This window comes from Microcystis sp. M20BS1, assembly GCF_020245305.1.
Taxonomy (GTDB): domain Bacteria; phylum Cyanobacteriota; class Cyanobacteriia; order Cyanobacteriales; family Microcystaceae; genus Microcystis; species Microcystis ichthyoblabe_A.
This window is the reverse complement of the sequence record NZ_JADBUZ010000093.1, coordinates 25,141-45,789: the sequence shown is the minus strand read 5'-3', so window position 1 is coordinate 45,789 and position 20,649 is coordinate 25,141. Positions and strand designations below refer to the sequence as shown.

Sequence of the window (20,649 nt, the reverse complement as noted above, 5' to 3'; positions counted from 1 at the left end):
TGAGAATGAATAATTGATCATCGAACTTGTAGAAGCGATCGCCCAACTTTGTTTAAGAATCTAAAGAATATTCAATGTGGTCAATTTTTAACTCTCGACCTGAACGAATATCCTCCATCGGCGATCGACAAGTTGGGCAGGAATATTGCTGGCCAATTTGGGGTTGATAATCCTTTTGACAGCAATGACAATAAGCAATTAGGGGAATATTTTTAATCGCTAATTCCACGCCAGCCAGAAAAGTATTGGCAGTTTGAACTTCAAAGGCAAATTGTAAACTGACTGGTTCGACACAGGTAAATTCACCAACCATGAGATGAATTTTTTCAATTTTGAGCTTTTCAGGTTGGCTATCATACCAATCTCGAACTGTCATAATTAACGCCTTGGTCATATCAGTTTCGTGCATAGGAAATTACTGCCAGGGTTCGTCAACGGCCAGATTGGCATCAGGATGAATATAATAGGGCTTTTCTTTACGCGGTAATTGACCTGAAATAACCAGATGGGCCATGGCATCACAAATAACACGGGTAGCCATCAAAGAGGTCATATCACTAATATCGTAGGGAGGGGAAACTTCCACCACTTCCATACCACAAATGGGAGCTTTTTGGATAATTTTACCTAATAAAGCTAAGGCTTCACGGGGTAATAAACCCCCCGGTTCTGGCCAACCCGTGCCGGGGACAAAACCGGCATCAATGCAATCAATATCAAAACTAATCCAAACGCAATCCGTACCATCTAAAGCTCGTTCTAAGGCAAATTCGGCGGCCGCATCAATGCCTCGTTCCACAATGTCGGTGACGGTCAAAATATTAGTGGCCCGCTCGCGGCAAACTTTAACACCTTGACGGGGAACTTGCCAACCACCAATCCCTAATTGGACGAGATTTTTAGCAGGAGCATTTTTCATATTGGTGGCATGAAACCAGGGGCAAGTGTGCATCCGTTCATCTAAATCCGTTTCCTGGGTATCCACATGGCGATCAAAGTGAATAATACCAACTTTTTTATTCCCTAAATGCCGACAAATACCCCGCACTGTCGGAAAACCAATAGAATGATCACCCCCTAAAATAATCGGCAAGGCACCGGAACTAAAGACATGGGCAACCCCTTTAGAGATTTGATCGAAGGACTTTTCATTATTAGCAGGAATGGTGAAAATATCCCCTAAATCACAGAGCGTAATTTGTTCGCGCAAATCTACCCCTAATTCAAAATTGTAGGGCGTATAAAGGGCCGAAATCCGCCGAATTCCCTGGGGTCCAAAACGAGTTCCGGGTCGGTAAGTTGTCCCCGAATCATGGGGAACACCGACGATGGCCACGTCATAATTGCCCACATTCCGCACATCTTCCAAATAGGGGGCCTTCATAAAGGTGTTAATTCCCGCATAGTGGGGTAACTCACCCCTGGAAAAGGTGGGAATACTGCGATCGCGAATACTATCGGCCGCCTCTAAACCGTAGGTTAACCCCTGGGAAACTTCCTGTTGCCAACCGGTTAGGGGCAAATGGCGTTCTTTTTCTAGGGCCTGTTGAGCTTCAGTTACATGAGGGGGTTGAAAAGTAGATTCCTCGGACATCATTTTACCTCAAAATACAATAACCCGGGAGTCTTCAAAGACACTGCCTCAAAACAGTTATCCTTAAAGTCTCCCGGGCTTTTATCCCGCCGTGTAGCCAGCTTAGACGGAAAAAATGTTTGATCCGCTCATTTAAGACTAGCTTGCTCCTCTCGGACCTGACATTTAAGGACGCTTAAATCGGAACCCTAGAAGCAATTTTCTTGACATTAGACGATCTCAATCCCAAAAACAGTATCATAGACTACACAAAAGGGGATTTTTTCCCGCTTAAATATGGTTTGCTGAATAATTAGGTGGGTATTAAAAACTTTCAGATGCCCCCCTTATTAAGGGGGGATTAAAGGGGGGACTAAGGGGGGATCGGCATCCTCCTTATCAAGGGGGGCTAGGGGGGATCGAACCTAAAATCCATTTTTAATTTAATTATAACCAGCTACTTATATAATAAAAAGTATCTCCAGAGAATGATTTTTCCTGTCTCTATGCAACACCCCTCTCTGACTCGCTTTGAACCTGCGACTACTCTTGATGAAATCCATTTAACTATATCTCCTGAACCCCTATTAACTCAGAAGGAAATAGATGCTTTTTATCGAGAAGAAATGAATAAAGTGAGAGGGGAAGATAAAATTCAGCGTCTAAAATTAGGGTTAAAACGGGTCATAGATACGCAACAATATTACAAAGCCTGTTTAATGGGACACACGGGGGTAGGCAAATCGACAGAATTAACTCGTTTAATTAATGATCATGAGATTAAACAGCATTTTGAACCCCTGCGATTTAGTGTTTTAAGTGAACTCGATGCGATTAATTTCAGTCCCCTTGATGTGTTTCTCTTTATGGTGGTGGAAATTGTTGAGAAAACCGCTAAAATTTCTCGACAACCCAGTGATGAAAATTTACAAAAGCTTTGGGATTGGTTTAGTTCTGAAGAATTTACCCGCAAGGAAACCAGAGAAAGTCAAATCAAAACGGAAGCAGGAGCGGGAGTAAAGGAAGATTCTTTCTGGAATAAAATTCTCGGACTTTTTGCCTCTCTCAAGGGAGAATTCCGGTTTGCTTCCTCGCGAGAGAAAAAAGTTGTTGAATACCGTCTTTCCCGTTCCAGAGATTTAATTAATATTGCTAATCAACTCCTGAAAGAGTGTAATCAGAACTTACAGGAAACTATGCAGAGAAGCTGGTTAATTATTGGAGAAGACTTCGATAAAGCTGGTGTTTCACAAGAAGCGGTCAGGGATTTATTTTTAAACTATTCTAACATTTTCAAAGATTTAGACATTCACATTATTTTTAATATTCCGATTGGATTGTATAATTCATCTCCTGGGATTAACCTCACTTTTGACCATAATCTCCTGATTCCCGATACTCCAGTTTTTTGCCAAAAAGATCATACTCCTAACCAAAAAGGACGGGAAGCGGTTAGAAAAGTTTTAGAAGCAAGAGTTAAATCTAATTTATTTGAAGATGGACAAATAGAGCGGGTTATTATTGCCTCTGGTGGCAATATCAGAGATTTATTTTATTTAGTTAGAGAAGCTTCTGATGAGGCAATTGTCAATCAACAAAATCTGATCATGTCTAGTCATATTAGCAGGGCAATTCGCAGTTTAAGAACAGAATATGAAAGACGTTTAGGCCAAAATCCTTATGATATCGATTCTGTTAGTTATGGGGATAAGGTATTATTGTTAAAACGAATTTATGATGCTAATCCAGAAGCACAAATTCCCAATGAGATATTATACGCTTTATTAAATGATCGAGCGATTCAAGAAGTAGATGGAGACGGGGAAAGATGCTTTATGGTGCATCCCCTTGTGGTTGATATTTTAAATGCTCAAGGTCATATTCCTACTGGTCCCGATGGAGGTGTCCCCGGTGGTACATCAAGTTAATCAAACTAATCGATCGGAGTTAGAACCGGGTACTATTTCCCATACGGCAGCTCGTTTGCTATTATGGGGACGAAGACCATCTAGAGGTTTAGCTAGGGTGGAATTTTATGATGATTTTTCCCGTCAGCAAGTAGTTAGAGAATTAGAGAATAAACTGCAAGAACAAGGCATTATTTTTCATAAAATTGTCTTACCAAGATGGGAAAAACCCTCTTTTGTCTTGAACTTCTTGTTAACACAATTGGCAGAATTGGAGTCGGGAGTAGTATCAATTACTGGTTTTGAAACCGCTTTTTCTAATGCTTCCCTAGTAGATGCCTTGCAATTAATTAATTTCAATCGAGAAAATTTAGCTCGCTTTAATCTCCGACAAATTTGGTGGATGAATCATGATTTTACTAACAAAGTTATTCGGTATATGCCAGATTTAAATTCTTGGTTTTTCCTGCGGTTATTTTTAACAGAAAATTCAACCCAAGCTACCAACTATAATCAGCTATTTACCGATAAAAATACCGTTCATGATCCCTATAATTTACCAGGAACAGCAGTTAACTTTGTTGGTAGAGAACAGGAATTATCCCGGATTCATCAAGCTTTTCAGCAATCTTCCCCAATTGTTTTAAGTGGGATGGGAGGTTCGGGAAAAACTGAATTAGCTTTACAGTATGCTTGGCAACATAAAGGGGATTATCCTGCGGGTATTTGTTGGATAAATGTCCTTAACAGTGACCCCGGTTTGGCTATTTTATTTTTTGCCAGAGAATACCTGGGTTTAAACATCCCCAATCAGGGAACCTTAAGTGAACGAGTGCGTTACTGTTGGCAAAATTGGCCCGAGGGAAATGCTTTAATTATTTTTGATGATGTGCGTGACTACGACCAAATTACATCTTATCTACCATCAGGAAAAGAATCTCGTTTTCGGGTTTTAATTACCACTCGCTTTAGTTACTTAGGGGTATCGCTATCAACGATAAACTTAGATGTTCTCACAGCAGCGCAAGCTTTAGATTTACTGCAAACCTACTTAGGAAAAGAACGTCTAACCGCGGAGTTAGAGGCAGCCAAGCAACTTTGTCAGTGTTTAGGATATTTGCCTCTAGGATTACAATTACTAGGCAGTTTTCTGAGACAAGCAACCACTGAAACTTTAGCAAATATCAAGGAAAAATTCCCCAAAAAAGGCTTAAAATATCTCAACTCTGATAAGGAGGAAGTCCGCAGTATTAAAACAATTCTCGATCTCAGTTGGCAACTGTTAGAAACAGAAGAACAAAAATTAGCTCTTTATCTCAGTTTATTTGCTTCGGCACCTTTTCCCAAGCACTTAATCATCAGTTTATTTTCTGATGAAGCTAAAGACGAGATAGAAAAATGGTTAACCGATAGCTTGGTTAAGCTTAATTTGCTGAAATCTTTAGGCAATGAATGGTATCAACTGCATCCCCTCATCCGTCTTTATCTACGGGAAAAATTAGAAGGTTCCGAGATAGCCAATACCGCAAAAAGTCGTTATTGTACGGTGATGACAGATACATCGAGAACAGTCCCCGAAACTCCTACTCTAGATATTATTCAAAATCTGACTCCCTTAATTCCCCATATTGAACAAGCTGTCAGGGAATATCCCCAATATATCGCTGATGAGGATTTAGTTTCGTCCTATACGGGTTTAGCTCGTTATTATAAAGGACAAGGATTGTATGCTATTGCTGAACCTTACTATCAAGCTTGTTTAACCGCAACTCGAACTCGCTTAGGAGAAAATCATCCCCATGTGGCACTTTCCCTCAACAATTTAGCAGCATTGTACGATTCCCAAGGCAGATACTCAGAAGCAGAACCTCTCTATCTAGAAGCTTTAGATTTGACAAAACGACTCTTAGGAGACAATCATCCCGATGTGGCAACTTCCCTCAACAATTTAGCACACTTGTACGATTCCCAAGGCAGGTACACAGAAGCAGAACCTCTCCATCTAGAAGCATTAGATTTGTATAAACGACTCTTAGGAGACAATCATCCCCATGTGGCAACTTCCCTCAACAATTTAGCACACTTGTACGAATCCCAAGGTAGATACTCAGAAGCGGAACCTCTCTATCTAGAAGCATTAGATTTGAGAAAACGACTCTTAGGAGACAATCATCCCCATGTGGCAACTTCCCTCAACAATTTAGCAGCATTGTACGATTCCCAAGGCAGGTACACAGAAGCAGAACCTCTCCATCTAGAAGCATTAGATTTGTATAAACGACTCTTAGGAGACAATCATCCCCATGTGGCAACTTCCCTCAACAATTTAGCAGGATTGTACGAATCCCAAGGTAGATACTCAGAAGCGGAACCTCTCTATCTAGAAGCATTAGATTTGAGAAAACGACTCTTAGGAGACAATCATCCCGATGTGGCAACTTCCCTCAACAATTTAGCAGCATTGTACGATTCCCAAGGCAGGTACACAGAAGCGGAACCTCTCTATCGAGAAGCGATTAAGATTGCTACCCAAGTATTAGGAGACAATCATCCCGATAGCCAAACAATTATGGAGAACTATAAAACTATGTTGTCGCAACTCCGACAAGCAGAATTAAGATGAGTTAGAGTTTAAATGCTTAGGAAAATAGGGTTCGTAGGCGCACGGATTTTCCACTATGAATACAGTATCATGTCAAGGGGCTTTTGTCAAGAGAAAATTTTTTTGACCCGGAAGAAATTCAACCTAGATAAAAACTGAGGATCAGAGCCACTAAAAAACTCATTAACAGGCATAAAATTCCGAAATAAAGGACGATTTTAGGACGGAAAGCTGATAGGAGAAGGATAAAAGCTTTAATATCAATGAGGGAAGCGACCAGTAAAAAAGCTAGAGTGGAACCCACGGACAGATTAGTAATTAAAGAACCGGGGACAAAAGTGCTAAGACTGGCATTAACAGGGAGAGTGAAACCAAAAAACAACTGCACGAGAATTTGAGTAACGGGAGTATTCCCCCAGGCAATTAATTGACTCTGAGGTAATAATAACTGAAAGACACTAGCGATCGCACAGCCAATAATTAATAATCCCCCTAATTCCAGTGCTTCATCGATAAAGTTATCGAGAAATAACTGCACAGAAATTGGCCAAGCTTGCCTATCTCTAGTTTTATACTCATAAACAAGACTGCCGACTCTTTGTAGGGGTTGACTGGCTGCTTCCTCCGGTAAAAAACTACCGGAAAGAACTAAACTCGATTCTAGGGGAATTTCACTATCGGTGCGGGGTTTTTCCCGATAGAAACTAAAGAGAGTGCCGATAAAAATTGCCATTAACCAGACCGAAAGCGATCGATAGAAGAAAATACTAGAATAGGTGAAAGTCTGCCAAGTTAGCCAAAGAGTGACGATATTTAGGGTAGGTGCAGCGGTGAGAAAGCTAAACACCACCCCTGGGGGTACCCCCTCTAATAAAAATCTTCTAGCGACGGGAATCGTGCCGTATTGTCCGACGGGTAAGATTAATCCGATGGCACTGCCAACGATCGCTCTTAACAGTCGATTACGGGGAAATATCGCCGCTAATCGCTGTTTATTGACGAAAACCAGCAAAAAACTGGAAACGGCTGCCCCGAAAAGTAAAAAGGGAAGCGAGGTCAAGACTAAACTAAGAAAAAAAGTAACGGCGATAGAAATTTGATTCATGAATAGGGTTCAAGATCGGAAGCTATCCTACAAAATAGCAGATAAGGTAAAAAGTAAGTAGTCGTGCCAAATTAATTTCTTGGTTAGGATAGGCACTCATGCAAAAGGCAAAAGGCACTCATGCAAGATGCAACAATAGGTTAGTTTGTTGAAATCAACAATTAAAAAGAACGTAAAGCGATTAATTGTGCCTCAGCTTTATGAAGGGATTCTAACCATTCTTTTTCGGGATCGCTATCGGCAACTATTCCCGCTCCCACTTGTCCCCAAACGGTGTTTAAATTCCCTTGATTAGTCATTAATAGGGTACGGATGAGAATATTCAAATCTAAATGACCCCGTAGGTCAATATAGCCACAGGAACCATAGAATAAATTGCGTCGCACTGGTTCCAATTCTTCGATAATTTCTAGACAACGAACTTTCGGACAACCAGTAATTGTTCCCCCAGGAAAAAGAGCTTTAATTAAATCAATAGCATGATACTTTTTATCTAATTTTCCTTGAACATTACTGACCAAGTGCATAACGTGACTATAACGCTCGATCGTCAGTAATTCATCCACATCCACCGATCCCCATTCACAAACTCTACCCAGATCATTACGTTCTAGATCCACTAGCATAATATGCTCGGCGCGCTCTTTTTTATTAGTTAATAGTTCCTCGGCTAATTGTTGATCGAGTGCCTCGGTTTTACCCCGGGGACGGGTTCCAGCTATCGGTCTAGTGCTGGCTATTCCCCTTTCTAATTTGACCAATCTTTCGGGAGAACAACTAATCATTTCTCCCCAAGGGGTGCGCCAATAACTGGCAAAAGGAGAAGGGTTAATCTGTTGTAAACTGCGATAAATTTGCCATCCTTTTGCCCTAGTTGTGCTTTGAAATCTTAGGGATAAATTTGCTTGAAAAATATCACCTTTTCTGATATAATCTAAGGCTTTTTTAACAGCTTTTTCGTAGTCGAGTTGAGAAGTATAAAAGATTAAGGGAGAGGGTTGGGGATCGATGAACTCAAAATCGGGGTTAGTGGTTAAAGATTGTTCGTATTTATCTAAATCTTCGGGTTTAGTGGCAGCTAACCAGAGAATTTGTGCTTGGTGATCGAGAATGGCAAAACTATCCGGTTCATACCAATAAGCGACGGGAAAAGGGAGAGTATCAGCTTTCCTGTCGGGTAATTTTTCTATTTCCCAAGCTAAATCGTAGCCTAACCACCCCAACCAACCGCCATGGAAGGGAAGATGATCGGGAAGATGACCACATCGGGGTTGGGGGAGTAAACTGCTTAAAAAGGGCAAAATTTCCCCTAATGCGGGGGTCCAAAGCTGACGCGGGGAACCAGCACAAAGAGAGTAACGGGAGAGGGAATTACCCGGATAGGGACTTTCTAGTAAAGTAGCGATCGCATCTTGGGCGAATAAGCAAGCAAAAACCTCGGAACCAGTGCGCTGATGCAGAGGAAGCGATCGCCAATGCCATGCTAAAGGTTTTTGCATCTAAAATCGCGGGCCAAAATAGCTGGGAAATTGGGTATAACTAGGGTTTGCGGCAAAAAGTTTTTCGTGGGGGTAGGGTGTAGGGTGTGGGGTGTGGGGTGTGGGGTTTTACCCATTTTCAGGTGGTCAATTACCTAATTTTCAGGGAAAAAGTCCCGGAATTTTCCCCCCAATCACTCCAATGGTCGGCACTTTTTGAGGGAAAAAAAGTCTAAAGACCTTATCCAACAAGGTTTTTAGATTTATTCAGCCAACCCTAACTAGGGGTTTGGTGTTAGTTGTGGGGTAGTTGATCTTTCCTATCTGCTAACACCTATTCTCTTAGTCCTAAATGTTTGCTGCCTCGTAATTATCCCCGATAATCGAGGTCAATTTCTTTAGAACCGCCGCGCTGTAATTGGCCTAACAATTCCCCTAACTGACTCCAAACCAAACCACCGATAAAGATAGTCATCGGGAGAGAGATAGCGTAGGCAACCCAACCATTGAGAATAAATATATCTAATCCCGAGGCCAGGAAAAGACAGATTCCTACACAAATACCAATAAAAGGAATTTGTAAGGAACTGGATTTTAAAAGATTTTGATCGTCTGAACCCTTATTTTTATACCAATTGTTAACCACTTGCTTGAGACTAGCTTCAAAAGCAGCCCCGCAGGTAATACCGATAAATAAACCGGCAAAAACTAGAAAATAGGGAGGTTGGGGCAGAAAATAATAATCCATAGAAAAAGTGATTAAGCGATAATGACCTTAAACACTTTAACGCGAACTGGTTTCTCGCGGAAGGACAGCGGCCACACCTTGGGACGATAATTCCCGAAAAGCGCTCATGGCCACATCCAAGAGTCGCCGCGGTTGCAATTCTCCTTGAATTAAACCCCAGAGACGTTGCACTTCGGCAGTATGGAGACGGTCATCTTCCGTTAAAGCTAATAGCAATTGACGACGCAGATAACGACCTTCTTCCGAGAGAAGAAAAGTGATGCCTAATTGCGCTGTGGGCAGTAAATCGAAGTTACTTTCCGATCTAGCCATTGTAATCATGTTTTCTAGGCGTTGCCACTGGAATTTACCGTCTTTGAACAGCACATCCAGTAAACGTCGGCGCAGTTGGGGCGATTCCCCGGTCAGGAGACGTTTAGCGACGTAGGGATAGGCCACTTGGACGATTTTGAAGTTAGGATCGAGGGTGAGGGCTGCCCCTTCTTGGGTGACGAGGGAACGAATAATCAGGGCGAATTTGGCGGGAATCCGGAAGGGATACTCGTACATCAATTCGGAGAACTCATCGGTAATAGTGCGGAAATTGAAGTCACCGACCCTTTGACCGATGGCATTGCCTAAAACCCGTTCTAGAGCCGGAATAATGGGTTTTATATCCGTTTCTGGGGTTAAAAATCCCAGTTTGACAAAGTTGGCGGCCAGGTTTTCGTAGTCTTTGTTAATTAAATCGACGACGCAACTAGCGAGGGTTTCTTTAGTTTCCTCCTCTAACTGGTCCATCATGCCAAAATCAATATAGGCCATGCGACCATCAAAAGTGGCGAAAAGATTACCCGGATGGGGATCAGCATGGAAAAAGCCGTGTTCGAGGAGTTGCTGTAATCCAGAGGTTACGCCGATTTTAACGATATTATTGGGGTCTAATCCTAAAGCTTTGATGTTCTCGGTATCGGTGAGTTTATAGCCATCAATCCATTCCAGGGTGAGGACGCGGCGACCGCTATAACGCCAGTAGATACTGGGAACTTTAACTTCGGGGTTATTTTGGAAGTTGGTGGCGAATTTTTCGGCGTTGCGACCTTCGTTTTGATAGTCGATTTCCTCAAAGAGTTTGGTGCCGAATTCATCGACAATCAGGGTGAGGTCGTGGCCGAGATTGAGGGGTAATAAACGGCCGAATTTTTGGGCGGCCCAGCGCATTAGATATAAATCAAGGCTTAAAAGCGACCGCAGCCCGGGCCGTTGCACTTTAACGGCTACTTCTTCGCCGGTGGGGAGAATAGCTTTGTAAACCTGTCCTAAACTAGCGGCAGCTACCGGGGTGGGGGATATTTCTCGATAGGCTTTTTCTACAGGCATCCCCAATTCTGTCTCGATAATGGCAAAAGCGATGTGGTTATCGAAGGGGGGAAGTTGGTCTTGCAGTTTAACTAATTCGTCTAAAAAGTCTTTGCGAACGAGGTCGGGACGGGTAGAGAGAGCTTGACCGACTTTGATGAAGGTGGGACCCAAACGGGTGAGAATTTGCCTAAGTTCGCTGGCACGCCGGTATTTATTGGCTTCTTCTTGCTTTGTCCATTTGTCCCAGAGGAGACTGAGGAGAAATAATCCTAAAGACCAAATAATCACGAAAGCGCGACCGAACAATTGCCAAGGTTTATAACGGTATTGTTGAGCGATCGCTGCTGCACTGTAAGGAGTGAACTGTGTTTCTTCTCGTTTCCGGTCAGTTTGACTGTCTTGATTCCGACTCACAAGCTAATCTCTATATATCTTACGCCACTTCATATTGTAGCTAAGTTCTTGACTTCAGTATACAAAACTACACATTATTTAATAATTGTTATAATTCCCTGAGAAATCATAAGTATTTATGGCTGGACTGCCGGGGAAATTTTCGGCTAGTGGATGTCCTCAAGTACCTGATGGATATTTTCAACAAGCTGTTCTATAAAGGTAACGGCATCATTAACGAGATTTTCATCGATATTCCAGCGACTGCCAATGCCGTAACTCGGGTCTATATCAGCTTCGTGGGCGATTTTGTTCCTTCGATCAACAATTATGCTAAGTTGGCTTTTAATATCTTTGGCTGGTTTATTTAGTTTGCTGGCCACTTCTTCCCACAATTTCTTGGCTGAAATTAATCTAATGGCCTCCGCTATCTTGTCCGGTTGTTGAAAGCTTTTATATCTGAGGTTTTCTCTAATTTCAGTCTCTAGCCAATAATTACTATTAAGTTTGTTGGTGAGGAGATTTTCAATCATTGGTAGTACCTCGGAAATTGAGCGAGATTCTTGATCAAAAAAAGAACCGTAGTTTTGTTGAATTTCGTTCTCTAACCAAGAGCCAATACTAATAGCTATCAATCGTTCTTGTCGTGCGCCATTCAAGGAGACTTGAAAACGAGAAAAGGCAGATTGAGAACTGTTAGGAGTGGGAGAAGGTTCTGAACGTTGGCCTCGATAAATTTCTAGCATTCCTAGAGTAACCACTTCGTGAACATAATATCTAAAGCGCTCACAGTCAGGACTAAAGCGGCTCTGAGGATATCCGATACATCTAGGTCCGAAGTAGTCTGAGATTTGAGGGAATTGTGGATAGCGATCAAGTCACGAACGCGGGCAAGACTAAGGCGAAATTGTTCAATGGCTAACTGCATAAATCTCGGAGGTAAGACCGATAACTTTGTCTGCTAAGTCAGAAAAAATCTTTTTAAAGTCCTCTTGTTTTTCTTGGGCTTTACCTAACACTTTACCCTGCCACTTAGCTGATTTCAATTGTTCAGCAGTTAGCGCAAAAACAGGCATTTGATGCTCTTGAGATAAGGCAATAAGACTATTAAAATTAGGAATTTTTACTAGAGTACAGCAGTCTGGTACACCATTCTGATCGTAGATAAATTTCGGTAGCATCATGCCATTTTTTCCTAGGGCTGGAATCATTTTATTGCCGATATTTTCCTCGATTGTGTTAATCCAGTTTTCAAAGGCTTTTGTTTCTTTTCCACGAATAATTCGATAGTTTTGAACAATAGTTCCCAAAAAATGTAGGTTAACTTCAGGGAAGGGATAGTTGGCGGTTTTGAGAATTGGTAAAGCACTAGCTGCCTTGGCCCATTGGTGCCACTTAGGCAAGATTTTAGTTAAAGAATCGATAGCCATAACCGAGAAAAAATCCGCTGTGGTTGGCACAATAAAAAAGTTGCTGGTCATCAGTATATTTTGATTGATTGACCCCAAACTGGGACTCATATCGATTAAAATATAGTCAGCTTGAAATCTTTCGGCAGTTTTGTCTAATAAATATGTAATCGCACCGGGGAGATTTTTTAAAGCCTGAATTGACCCACTAAGTTCTTGAGCAATACCTAGGGTAACTTCATATTCAGCCAACCCCACATGACCGGGCAATAGAAATAAACGATCACGACCATCAATAGGAATACAGTCCACAGCTTCAATTAATCTCGGTTGAGACTCAAAAGCAGGTGCTAAAGCTGTTTTAATATTAGAGTAAGTATTGTAGATTGCTTGTAGTCTTTCCTCCCTATCTTCACTTTCATTAGTCAAAGCCATACCAGTTAAGTTACATTGGGGATCGGTATCGACAATAATTACTCTTTTGCCCTTCTCAGCAAGCATCCAACCAAGGTTAAAAGTGGTTGTAGTTTTGCTCACTCCACCTTTATGATTAAAAAAAGCTATTTTTTGCACCATGGCATTAATTATATTTGAAGATTGTTGCCCTTGGTCATTATTGTAACATCAGTGTGGAGATTTTGCCATGATTTCTAGGCTAGAATCAGAGTTTCGGATTACTCGTTTTAATGCCTAGCAATTAAGGAAAAATTGCGCCATGGTTTCCACCCTAACACCCCCAATCGGATATTTAAGCAATTTCATCGGGATTAATGCCCAATTCTCGCAGCTTTTGGGCTAATTTTTCCGCCCGTTGTTGTTCTCTTTCTTTGGCTAATCTTTCCTGTTCTTTGGCTAATCTTTCCCGTTCTTTCGCTAATCTTTCCTGTTGGGCCGACTCTTGAGGGGTGGGAACCAATTCACCCGATTCGGTGAAATAGCGCAATTTATTGGCAAAAATTCCTAAATATAATCCCAGTTGCTTACTCCATAAATAACCTTTTTCATTAGGGGTAATCGGTTGGTATTGTCCCTCGATTAAAGTAAATCCTTGCCATTCTAAGGTATTGGGATCAAACCAAAAATATTCAGGAGTCCGGAAAGTATGCTGATATAGTTCCTTTTTGGCTTTTCTGTCCACATTAGCGGTGGAATCGGAGAGAATTTCGATGATTAGATTGGGATATTTACCCCCTTCTCCCCAGACGACCCAACTTTTCCTGGGACGTTTCTCTGTATCTAAAACCACGAAGAAATCTGGTCCACAAAAATCTCGCTGTTTTAGTTGTCTTTCGTTATAATAAATAGTCAAATTGCCCGAAGCATAGTAATCGTTTCTATCTTGCCAGAGCCAATCAAGACAAGATAATAATAAAATAATTTGTTGTAAATGCAGATCACTTTCCAATGGTGGTTCATCACTCCATAAATCGGTGGGAGGACAGACAATATCGGTAGCAATATCTAGGGTTGTCATCGTTTATAAACCCATTGAGTCAATTTGGGGTGATTCTAGCAACAAGCCACAATCAATACAATTATATTATAAGTCCGATCGTTTTGCTTGTATATAGGGTGTTAGGAGTCGGTTGGGGAAGTCAGAATATCATGACCTCAATCCCCTTGGTTGAAGGACTTATAAAAACCAGAAAAAAGCAACTAAAATAACGGTGAGAGTGGCGGCAAAAATGAGAGCGTATTCAATTTTTTGATTGATAATACCAATAACCATGACTAGGGTAATTGCCAGAAGAAACACACCGATATAGACTAGATTTTGAGAACCTGAATTAACTAAATTATTATTTAAAGTCGGTGTGGGTGTGGGAGTTTGTAGAATTGTTGATGAGAGACTAATCGTGGAGGTAATGAACATAAATATTTATGACTACCATAGAACTAATTTTATACAGTAAGCCGGACTGTCATCTTTGCGAAGGGTTGCTAGAAAAACTAGAAAAAATCCGTCAACCGGAGTGGCAGTTAGAAATTAGGGACATTACCAGTCGAGAGGATTGGTTTAACGCTTATCAGTACGAAATCCCCGTTCTCTGTCAAAAACTGGCCACGGGGGAAAAAATCCTCCCTCGTCTTTCCCCCCGGGCAAATGCCGAACAATTAGCCCGTCTTTTAGCCAATAATTTAACCTAGGGGCTAATTAGGGTTTGCTGAATAAATCTAAAAACCTTGTTGGATAAGACTTTTAGACTTTTTTTCCCTCAAAAAGTGTCAGCCATTGGGGGGATCGGGGGCAAAATTCAGGTACTTTTTCCCTGAAAATTAGGTAATTGACCACCTGAAAATGGGTAAAACCCCACACCCCACACCCCACACCCCACACCCCACACCCTACCCCCACGAAAAACTTTTTGCCGCAAACCCTAATTACCCGGACTAGGAATAACGACTGGACTAGGAGAGGGAGAAGACTGGGCGACTGGTTGCGGTTTGGCTGCGGGTTGAGTTTGATACCATTTAAAGTGTTGGTAGGCCGTGCGCGATATTTGTTGAATCAGAGTCCTAGCGTTACTATCATTGTGGGGACGTTTGACCATCACTGCTCCTAGATAGCGTTTCCCGTTGGGCATATCAATAATCCCCGCATCCGCTAACATTGAGCCAATATCACCGGTTTTATGGGCAATATCGGCGGATTTCTCGATACCTTGGGGCAGCAGGGTGCGAGTGCGCGTTTCCTGCATAATATTCAATAGACGATCGCGGGAACGTAAACTAAGTAATTCCCCTTGATTAACTTTTCCTAAGATTGTCACCAAATCTCTCGGACTTGTGGTATTGGTTCCTTCCAAGTCTGGTAAAGGGTTATTAATTACCGTACTGGTCAAACCCCAAGCTTGAAAACGCTGATTAAGAGCCTTTTTGCCGCCCATCCGCTTAATTAACATATTAGTAGCGGTATTATCGCTAATTACGTTCATTTTAGTGGCGGTTTCTAGGGCAGTATAGGTTTTATTCAATCCTAGATACTGCATATCCCCAGACCCACTGGCCAGGACATCCTTAGTGGCCACAAGGGTTTCATCGAGACGAATTTTCCCCGCGTCCACATCCTCAAAAAAGGCCACCAGAATCGGGATTTTAATCGTACTAGCGGCAGCAAAAATAGTATCTCCGCGAAAATTAGCGTAAGCACCGTTATCAAGGTCAATAAATAATGCTCCCGTCTGTAATTTCGGATATTTGACCGCTAAAGCCTGTAATTTCTGGTTAAGGCTGCTGAGATTTTCGTTGAAGACTAAGGTGGTCGGTTTTGGGGTGACGGGTTTGGGAGTCGGGGAATTAGTAGCGGTGGGTTTTGGGTGTAGGGGTAATTTGCTCGGATCCACCACCGTTAAAACCGTACCAGCGATCGCACCTAAACCGACACCAAGGATAGAGAAGCGAAGAACCTGAAGGAGAAAAGAAGCGATTAGGTTAGGTTTACGCTGTTTTTTTGCCCTTTTAACCGGTAAAGACTTTTTTTTGTTGTTTGAGTCCAGGGACTTAGGGGACCCAGGGCCAGATTGGACTTTAGTAGGACGACGAGTTACTTGACGAGTCACGGTTTTCCTCAAGGGTATCCAGATTTATTATCGGTCGCTAGGAGAATTTTTTTTCTTGCCCTTGAGACTATCAAGACCGAGAAAAAGTTGCCCGATACTTTCAATATGACCGATAATACCCCGCAGCAGGGCTAATTCCTCCACCGTGGGCCGGGCCCGATGATAAAATTGCCGGAATTTCTCCATCCTAGCGGCGGCGGTGTGGGGGTAAAGATAGCCAATTTTGAGCAAAAAGCTCTCTAAGTGCTGATAATAGCCTTCTAGAGCCTCAAAAGTGGCATTAGGGAGCATTTCTAACGGGGGTTCGAGCCTATTTTCCGTCGCCATTTGGTACAGTTCGTAGGAGCAAACCGCCACCGCTTGGGCCAGATTAAGGGAGGAATATTGAGGATTAGCGGGAATACCGACAAAACGCTGGGCGTGGTTCAGTTCGCTGTTACTTAAACCCCGGTCTTCTGGCCCGAAAATTAGGGCCGATTCTAGGTTAGGGGTGAGTAACCAGGGTAAGGCGGTCCGGGGTGTTTCGAGGGGAGTATTCAGGTGACGGGGTTTCGAGGTGGTGGCAATGATGCGATGACAACCCTGCAAAGCTTCCCCCAGGGTGGCTACCTGTGAACAGTTTTCTAGGACTTCAATTCCGTGTACTGCCATGCGTCGCGCTTCTTCTGCAAGGATATCACAGGCGGGATTGACGATAATTAAGCGACTTAAGCCCATATTTCGCATAATTCTGGCAGTGGAACCCACATTTAAGGCTCCTGCAGGTTCAACTAAAATAATTCTCAGGCGATCGAGTGGGGAACTCGGATTATTTTCATCTACACTCATAGATAAGGCGCAGTTTTTGACTTTTTAATTTTAATCATGGCACGTCAGCTCTCGAAGTCCGATCTTCCCAGTAAAATTTGTCCCGTTTGCGGTTTATCCTTTACTTGGCGCAAAAAGTGGCAAAACTGTTGGCATGAGGTCAAATACTGTTCAGAACGTTGTCGTCGTCGCAAGTCCTCGGCGAATCAGTAAAAAGCCGAGAATTTTAACTATCAAATAGGCACTCTTGCAAAAGGCAATTTTTAGCTGAGGACTTAGATGGGTAATTAATTTTGCTTAGGTACTCTATTCGCTTTTAATTTTACGGTTAATTTAGTAAGCTGATATTTGGCTAAATTAACTTTTTCTTAAGAGAATCTCAATGCACATTGCCTGGTTAGGAAAAAAATCTCCTTTTTGCGGTAACGTTACCTATGGGCGAGAAGTGACTAATTCCCTGCTCGATCGAGATTATCAAGTCAGTTTTCTGCATTTTTCTTCCGAAAAACCCACCGTAAGCGATTGGCCCGACTTTTACGACGAAATCACCCTGCCACGTCTCTATAGTTCCCAAGTCTATACTATTCCCACCCTGAAATCGAGTCGGGTTCTACAGGATAAACTCAGGGAACTGAAACCCGATCTAGTTCATGCGTCCTTACCCCTGTCTCCCCTCGATTTTCTGCTACCAGAAATTTGTGAGTCTTTAGATTTGCCTCTAGTGGCGACTTTTCACCCGGCTTTTGATAGTAAAATTCGCAATCTCATCTCTAGTACCCAATTATTAACCTACCAACTACACGCCCCTTTTTTAGCTAATTACGATAAGGTAATTATTTTTTCCACCTCTCAACGGGATTTTTTAGTTAAATTGGGAGTTCCCGAAGAAAAATTAGCAATTATTCCCAATGGGGTTGATATTAATAAGTATTGTCCAGGACTATCGAATATTAAAGCTCAATATAATGCCGATTGTTTATTTATTTATCTCGGTCGGATCATGCCGGAGAAAAATGTAGAATCTTTATTGAAAGCCTGGAAAAAAACCAATTTAGGGGATAGATGCAAACTGCTCATTGTTGGAGATGGTCCGTTGACTCCTTCCCTTAAACCTTTTTATGGGGAAGAAGATGGTATTATCTGGTTAGGTTTTATCGGCGATGAAAATAAACGAATTGAAATTCTGCGCGGGGTTGACGGCTTTATTTTACCCTCTTTAGTGGAAGGTTTATCGATTTCCCTTTTGGAAGCGATGGCCTGCGGTGTTGCTTGTCTGGCTACGGATGTGGGTGCCGATGGGGAAGTGTTAAAAGGTGCGGGAATAGTTCTAGATACTAGAGGACTAATTACCCAATTAAAAACTCTCTTGCCTGTATTACGAGATCATCCCGAATTAACCACAATTTTAGGTCAAAAAGCCCGTCAAAGAGTTTTAGAATCTTACACTCTTAGCAAAAATATCGATCGCTTACAGTTAGTTTATCAAGAAGTGTTAGCCCAAAAACATTCTTCTCTTAGCTACTTTCACTAAGGAATTTATATGACGATTGCCCGGACAATTTGCTTGGGATTTATGGCGGTAATTTTAGCGGGAACTTCCCTGTTAATGTTGCCTGTTTCTACCACTAGCGGCACTTGGAATGATCCAATTGTTGCCCTCTTTACCTCCACTTCTGCTGTCTGTGTCACGGGTTTAGCAGTGGTAGATACGGGTACTTATTTTTCTTTTTGGGGTCAATTATTTATCGCTTTATTAATTCAAGTGGGTGGACTGGGATATATGACCACTACCACTTTTTTAATGTTATTAATTGGGCGAAAATTTGACCTGAGACAGAAGTTAGCAATTCAAGAATCTTTTGATCGACCTTTCCTACAAGGTAGTCAAAGTTTAATGAAATCAGTGATTGCTACTACTTTAGTTTTTGAGTTAACAGCAACTTTGGTTATGTTAACTGTCTTCGCCCAAAAGTATGATTTTAGATATGCGGTGTGGTTATCTTTATTTCATAGTATTAGTGCTTGGAATAATGCGGGTTTTGGCTTGTTTAAAGATAACTTGATGTCCTATCATTCTTCAATTATTATTAACTTATCTATCACAGGACTGATCATTTTTGGAGGTATCGGTTATCAGGTAATTATCGAGTTTTACACTTGGTTTATTTACCGCTTTCAATATAAACGAAAAGGCTTTGTTTTTTCTCTTAACTATAAAGTTGCTATCAGCACAACTATATTTTTATTAGTGATAGGAACCTTGGCTTTTTTACTTACTGAACAGGGAAATGGTGACACTTTGGCTAATTTATCACTGAAAGATAAATTGCTGGGTGCTTGGTTCCAATCGGTAACATCGAGAACAGCAGGATTTAATACCATTGATATTGGTAAAATTTCCGTAGAAGGTTTATTAATTACCATGGCTTTGATGTTTATAGGAGCCAGTCCTAGCGGTACAGGGGGAGGTATTAAAACCACAACTTTTAGGATTTTATATAACTGTACCCGCTCGGTTTTACGGGGACGTGAAGAAGTGACTCTTTATCAAAGACGCATTCCTATGCCGTTAATTTTAAAGTCAATGGCGGTGGTTTTTGGTTCAGTTATAGCGATTATTATCTCCACCCTAGCTATCTCATTTGTGGAGACAGATTTTAAAATGATTCAACTATTTTTCGAGGTAGTTTCTGCCTTTGGAACTGTCGGCTTATCTATGGGAATAACCGCCGCTTTATCACCGATCTCTAAGTTAATTATCGTTTTTATGATGTATCTTGGACGGGTAGGAGTTATACTTTTAATAGCGGCCATTATCGGCGATCCGAAACCAACAGTTATTAATTACCCCGAAGAAAACCTTTTAGTGGGATAATTAATATCAGTTATCAGTTTCTCTTGTCTCCTCACTCATTGACACTAGCATTTTAAATGCGTAACAGTTTAACTTCTTATGCAATCAATTAAATTTTTTAGTAGTATGCGTCCCCAAAATCGCCAATTTGCCGTCATCGGATTAGGCAGATTTGGGCGAGCCGTTTGTGAAACCCTACGCAAACAAGGTTATCAAGTGGTAGGGACAGATATTGACGAAGGATTAGTAGCACAAGCGTTATCTGATCGAATAGTAGATAATGCGATCGAACTTGATTCTACCAAACCTAACGCTCTGCGAGAAGCGGGAATTTTTGAAACCGATACGGTGATTGTCGCTATTGGTAAATACGTGGAAGAAAGTATCATTACTACTCTCAATTGTAAGGAAGCGGGGGTTAATTTTGTCGCCGCTAAAGCCTCCACAGAAATCCATGGAAAATTACTCAAAAAAGTTGGCGCAGATTTAGTAGTGTTTCCCGAATACGATGCCGGTTGTGAGTTAGCGCACCGTTTAACTAGACCATCAATTTTAGAACGATTTGATCTCGATCCTGAACATAGTATTGTCGAGTTAAAAGTCCCGGAAGCTTTTCACGGTAAAACCCTAGCAGAGTTAGAAATTCGTAATCGTTATGGGTTAAATATTGTCGCTGTCGGTAATGCGGAAAAATTCAAGATTAACCCCAATCCCCAAGAAAGATTACACAAGGATTTAGCCATGGTGGTAATTGGTTCTAACCGAGATATTCAGCGTTTACCGATGTAAAATTTAGTCAAATAGATGAAGGCGATTTTTTAGCCGTCAGCCTTTTAGCCGTCAGCCGTCAGCTTTTTTCTCCTGATATCCCT

At 41.7% G+C, this 20,649-nt stretch carries 20 protein-coding genes and 1 riboswitch; of the genes, 7 read left to right on the top strand and 13 right to left on the bottom strand.

Annotation, left to right across the window (positions count from 1 at the left end; genetic code table 11):
• Positions 1–52 precede the first annotated feature (52 nt).
• Positions 53–409 (bottom strand): hydrogenase maturation nickel metallochaperone HypA, encoded by a 357-nt coding sequence (gene hypA, locus IM507_RS09505; RefSeq protein WP_002760929.1) that lies wholly within the window; start codon positions 407–409, stop codon positions 53–55.
• 6 nt (positions 410–415) lie between these two features.
• Positions 416–1,594, bottom strand: a complete 1,179-nt coding sequence (locus IM507_RS09500) for an agmatinase family protein (protein ID WP_069474976.1) — start codon at positions 1,592–1,594, stop codon at positions 416–418.
• Positions 1,595–1,662: 68 nt separating this feature from the next.
• A riboswitch (guanidine-I (ykkC/yxkD leader) is annotated at positions 1,663–1,797 on the bottom strand.
• 282 nt (positions 1,798–2,079) lie between these two features.
• Between IM507_RS09500 and IM507_RS09495 the strand changes: the two genes are divergently transcribed.
• Positions 2,080–3,501 (top strand): hypothetical protein, encoded by a 1,422-nt coding sequence (locus tag IM507_RS09495; RefSeq protein ID WP_287636930.1) that lies wholly within the window; start codon positions 2,080–2,082, stop codon positions 3,499–3,501.
• The gene (locus IM507_RS09490; protein ID WP_287636929.1) at positions 3,470–6,103 is read left to right on the top strand and encodes a tetratricopeptide repeat protein; all 2,634 of its coding nucleotides are present in this window, start codon (positions 3,470–3,472) and stop codon (positions 6,101–6,103) included. Before IM507_RS09495 ends, IM507_RS09490 begins: the two co-directional genes overlap by 32 nt.
• 118 nt (positions 6,104–6,221) lie before the next feature.
• Here the strand turns inward: IM507_RS09490 and IM507_RS09485 are convergent, their stop codons facing one another.
• The 9 genes from IM507_RS09485 to IM507_RS09445 form a co-directional block, all read right to left on the bottom strand.
• The gene (locus IM507_RS09485; protein ID WP_287636928.1) at positions 6,222–7,187 is read right to left on the bottom strand and encodes a permease; all 966 of its coding nucleotides are present in this window, start codon (positions 7,185–7,187) and stop codon (positions 6,222–6,224) included.
• A gap of 161 nt (positions 7,188–7,348) precedes the next feature.
• Positions 7,349–8,686, bottom strand: coding sequence for an anthranilate synthase component I (locus IM507_RS09480; protein WP_287636927.1), 1,338 nt, complete (start codon positions 8,684–8,686; stop codon positions 7,349–7,351).
• 349 nt (positions 8,687–9,035) lie between these two features.
• Positions 9,036–9,413 (bottom strand): hypothetical protein, encoded by a 378-nt coding sequence (locus IM507_RS09475; RefSeq protein ID WP_002734118.1) that lies wholly within the window; start codon positions 9,411–9,413, stop codon positions 9,036–9,038.
• Between the two features lie 36 nt (positions 9,414–9,449).
• Positions 9,450–11,168, bottom strand: a complete 1,719-nt coding sequence (locus tag IM507_RS09470) for an ABC1 kinase family protein (protein WP_123230508.1) — start codon at positions 11,166–11,168, stop codon at positions 9,450–9,452.
• Between the two features lie 146 nt (positions 11,169–11,314).
• The gene (locus IM507_RS09465; protein WP_242028711.1) at positions 11,315–11,893 is read right to left on the bottom strand and encodes a HEPN domain-containing protein; all 579 of its coding nucleotides are present in this window, start codon (positions 11,891–11,893) and stop codon (positions 11,315–11,317) included.
• 2 nt (positions 11,894–11,895) lie between these two features.
• On the bottom strand, positions 11,896–12,075 hold the full coding sequence (locus IM507_RS09460) for a hypothetical protein (protein WP_242028712.1): 180 nt from the start codon (positions 12,073–12,075) through the stop codon (positions 11,896–11,898).
• A complete protein-coding gene (locus tag IM507_RS09455; RefSeq protein WP_287636926.1) occupies positions 12,059–13,132 on the bottom strand; it encodes a ParA family protein in 1,074 nt (357 codons plus the stop codon). The genes IM507_RS09460 and IM507_RS09455 overlap by 17 nt, the downstream gene beginning before the upstream one ends.
• Positions 13,133–13,304: 172 nt before the next feature.
• Positions 13,305–14,030, bottom strand: a complete 726-nt coding sequence (locus IM507_RS09450; RefSeq protein ID WP_123230506.1) for a Uma2 family endonuclease — start codon at positions 14,028–14,030, stop codon at positions 13,305–13,307.
• 159 nt (positions 14,031–14,189) lie between these two features.
• Positions 14,190–14,429, bottom strand: coding sequence for a hypothetical protein (locus IM507_RS09445; RefSeq protein WP_002750530.1), 240 nt, complete (start codon positions 14,427–14,429; stop codon positions 14,190–14,192).
• A gap of 8 nt (positions 14,430–14,437) precedes the next feature.
• On the opposite strand from IM507_RS09445, the gene IM507_RS09440 reads away from it, so the two are divergent.
• Positions 14,438–14,704, top strand: a complete 267-nt coding sequence (locus IM507_RS09440; RefSeq protein WP_002750529.1) for a glutaredoxin family protein — start codon at positions 14,438–14,440, stop codon at positions 14,702–14,704.
• A 230-nt stretch (positions 14,705–14,934) separates the two neighbouring features.
• Here the strand turns inward: IM507_RS09440 and IM507_RS09435 are convergent, their stop codons facing one another.
• Positions 14,935–16,116, bottom strand: a complete 1,182-nt coding sequence (locus tag IM507_RS09435; RefSeq protein ID WP_287636925.1) for a serine hydrolase — start codon at positions 16,114–16,116, stop codon at positions 14,935–14,937.
• Positions 16,117–16,143: 27 nt separating this feature from the next.
• Positions 16,144–16,944: an RNA methyltransferase gene (locus IM507_RS09430; RefSeq protein ID WP_002746411.1), complete on the bottom strand. Its 801-nt coding sequence runs from the start codon at positions 16,942–16,944 to the stop codon at positions 16,144–16,146.
• A 36-nt stretch (positions 16,945–16,980) separates the two neighbouring features.
• Here IM507_RS09430 and IM507_RS09425 point away from each other — a divergent pair, with 36 nt between their 5' ends.
• The 4 genes from IM507_RS09425 to IM507_RS09410 all read left to right on the top strand — a co-directional run bounded on the left by IM507_RS09425 (position 16,981) and on the right by IM507_RS09410 (position 20,566).
• On the top strand, positions 16,981–17,136 hold the full coding sequence (locus IM507_RS09425) for a DUF2256 domain-containing protein (protein WP_002731581.1): 156 nt from the start codon (positions 16,981–16,983) through the stop codon (positions 17,134–17,136).
• Positions 17,137–17,305: 169 nt separating this feature from the next.
• Positions 17,306–18,454: a glycosyltransferase family 4 protein gene (locus IM507_RS09420; protein WP_069474969.1), complete on the top strand. Its 1,149-nt coding sequence runs from the start codon at positions 17,306–17,308 to the stop codon at positions 18,452–18,454.
• Between the two features lie 9 nt (positions 18,455–18,463).
• Positions 18,464–19,798 (top strand): TrkH family potassium uptake protein, encoded by a 1,335-nt coding sequence (locus tag IM507_RS09415; protein WP_069474968.1) that lies wholly within the window; start codon positions 18,464–18,466, stop codon positions 19,796–19,798.
• Positions 19,799–19,876: 78 nt separating this feature from the next.
• Positions 19,877–20,566, top strand: coding sequence for a potassium channel family protein (locus tag IM507_RS09410; RefSeq protein ID WP_002732601.1), 690 nt, complete (start codon positions 19,877–19,879; stop codon positions 20,564–20,566).
• Positions 20,567–20,649 lie beyond the last annotated feature (83 nt).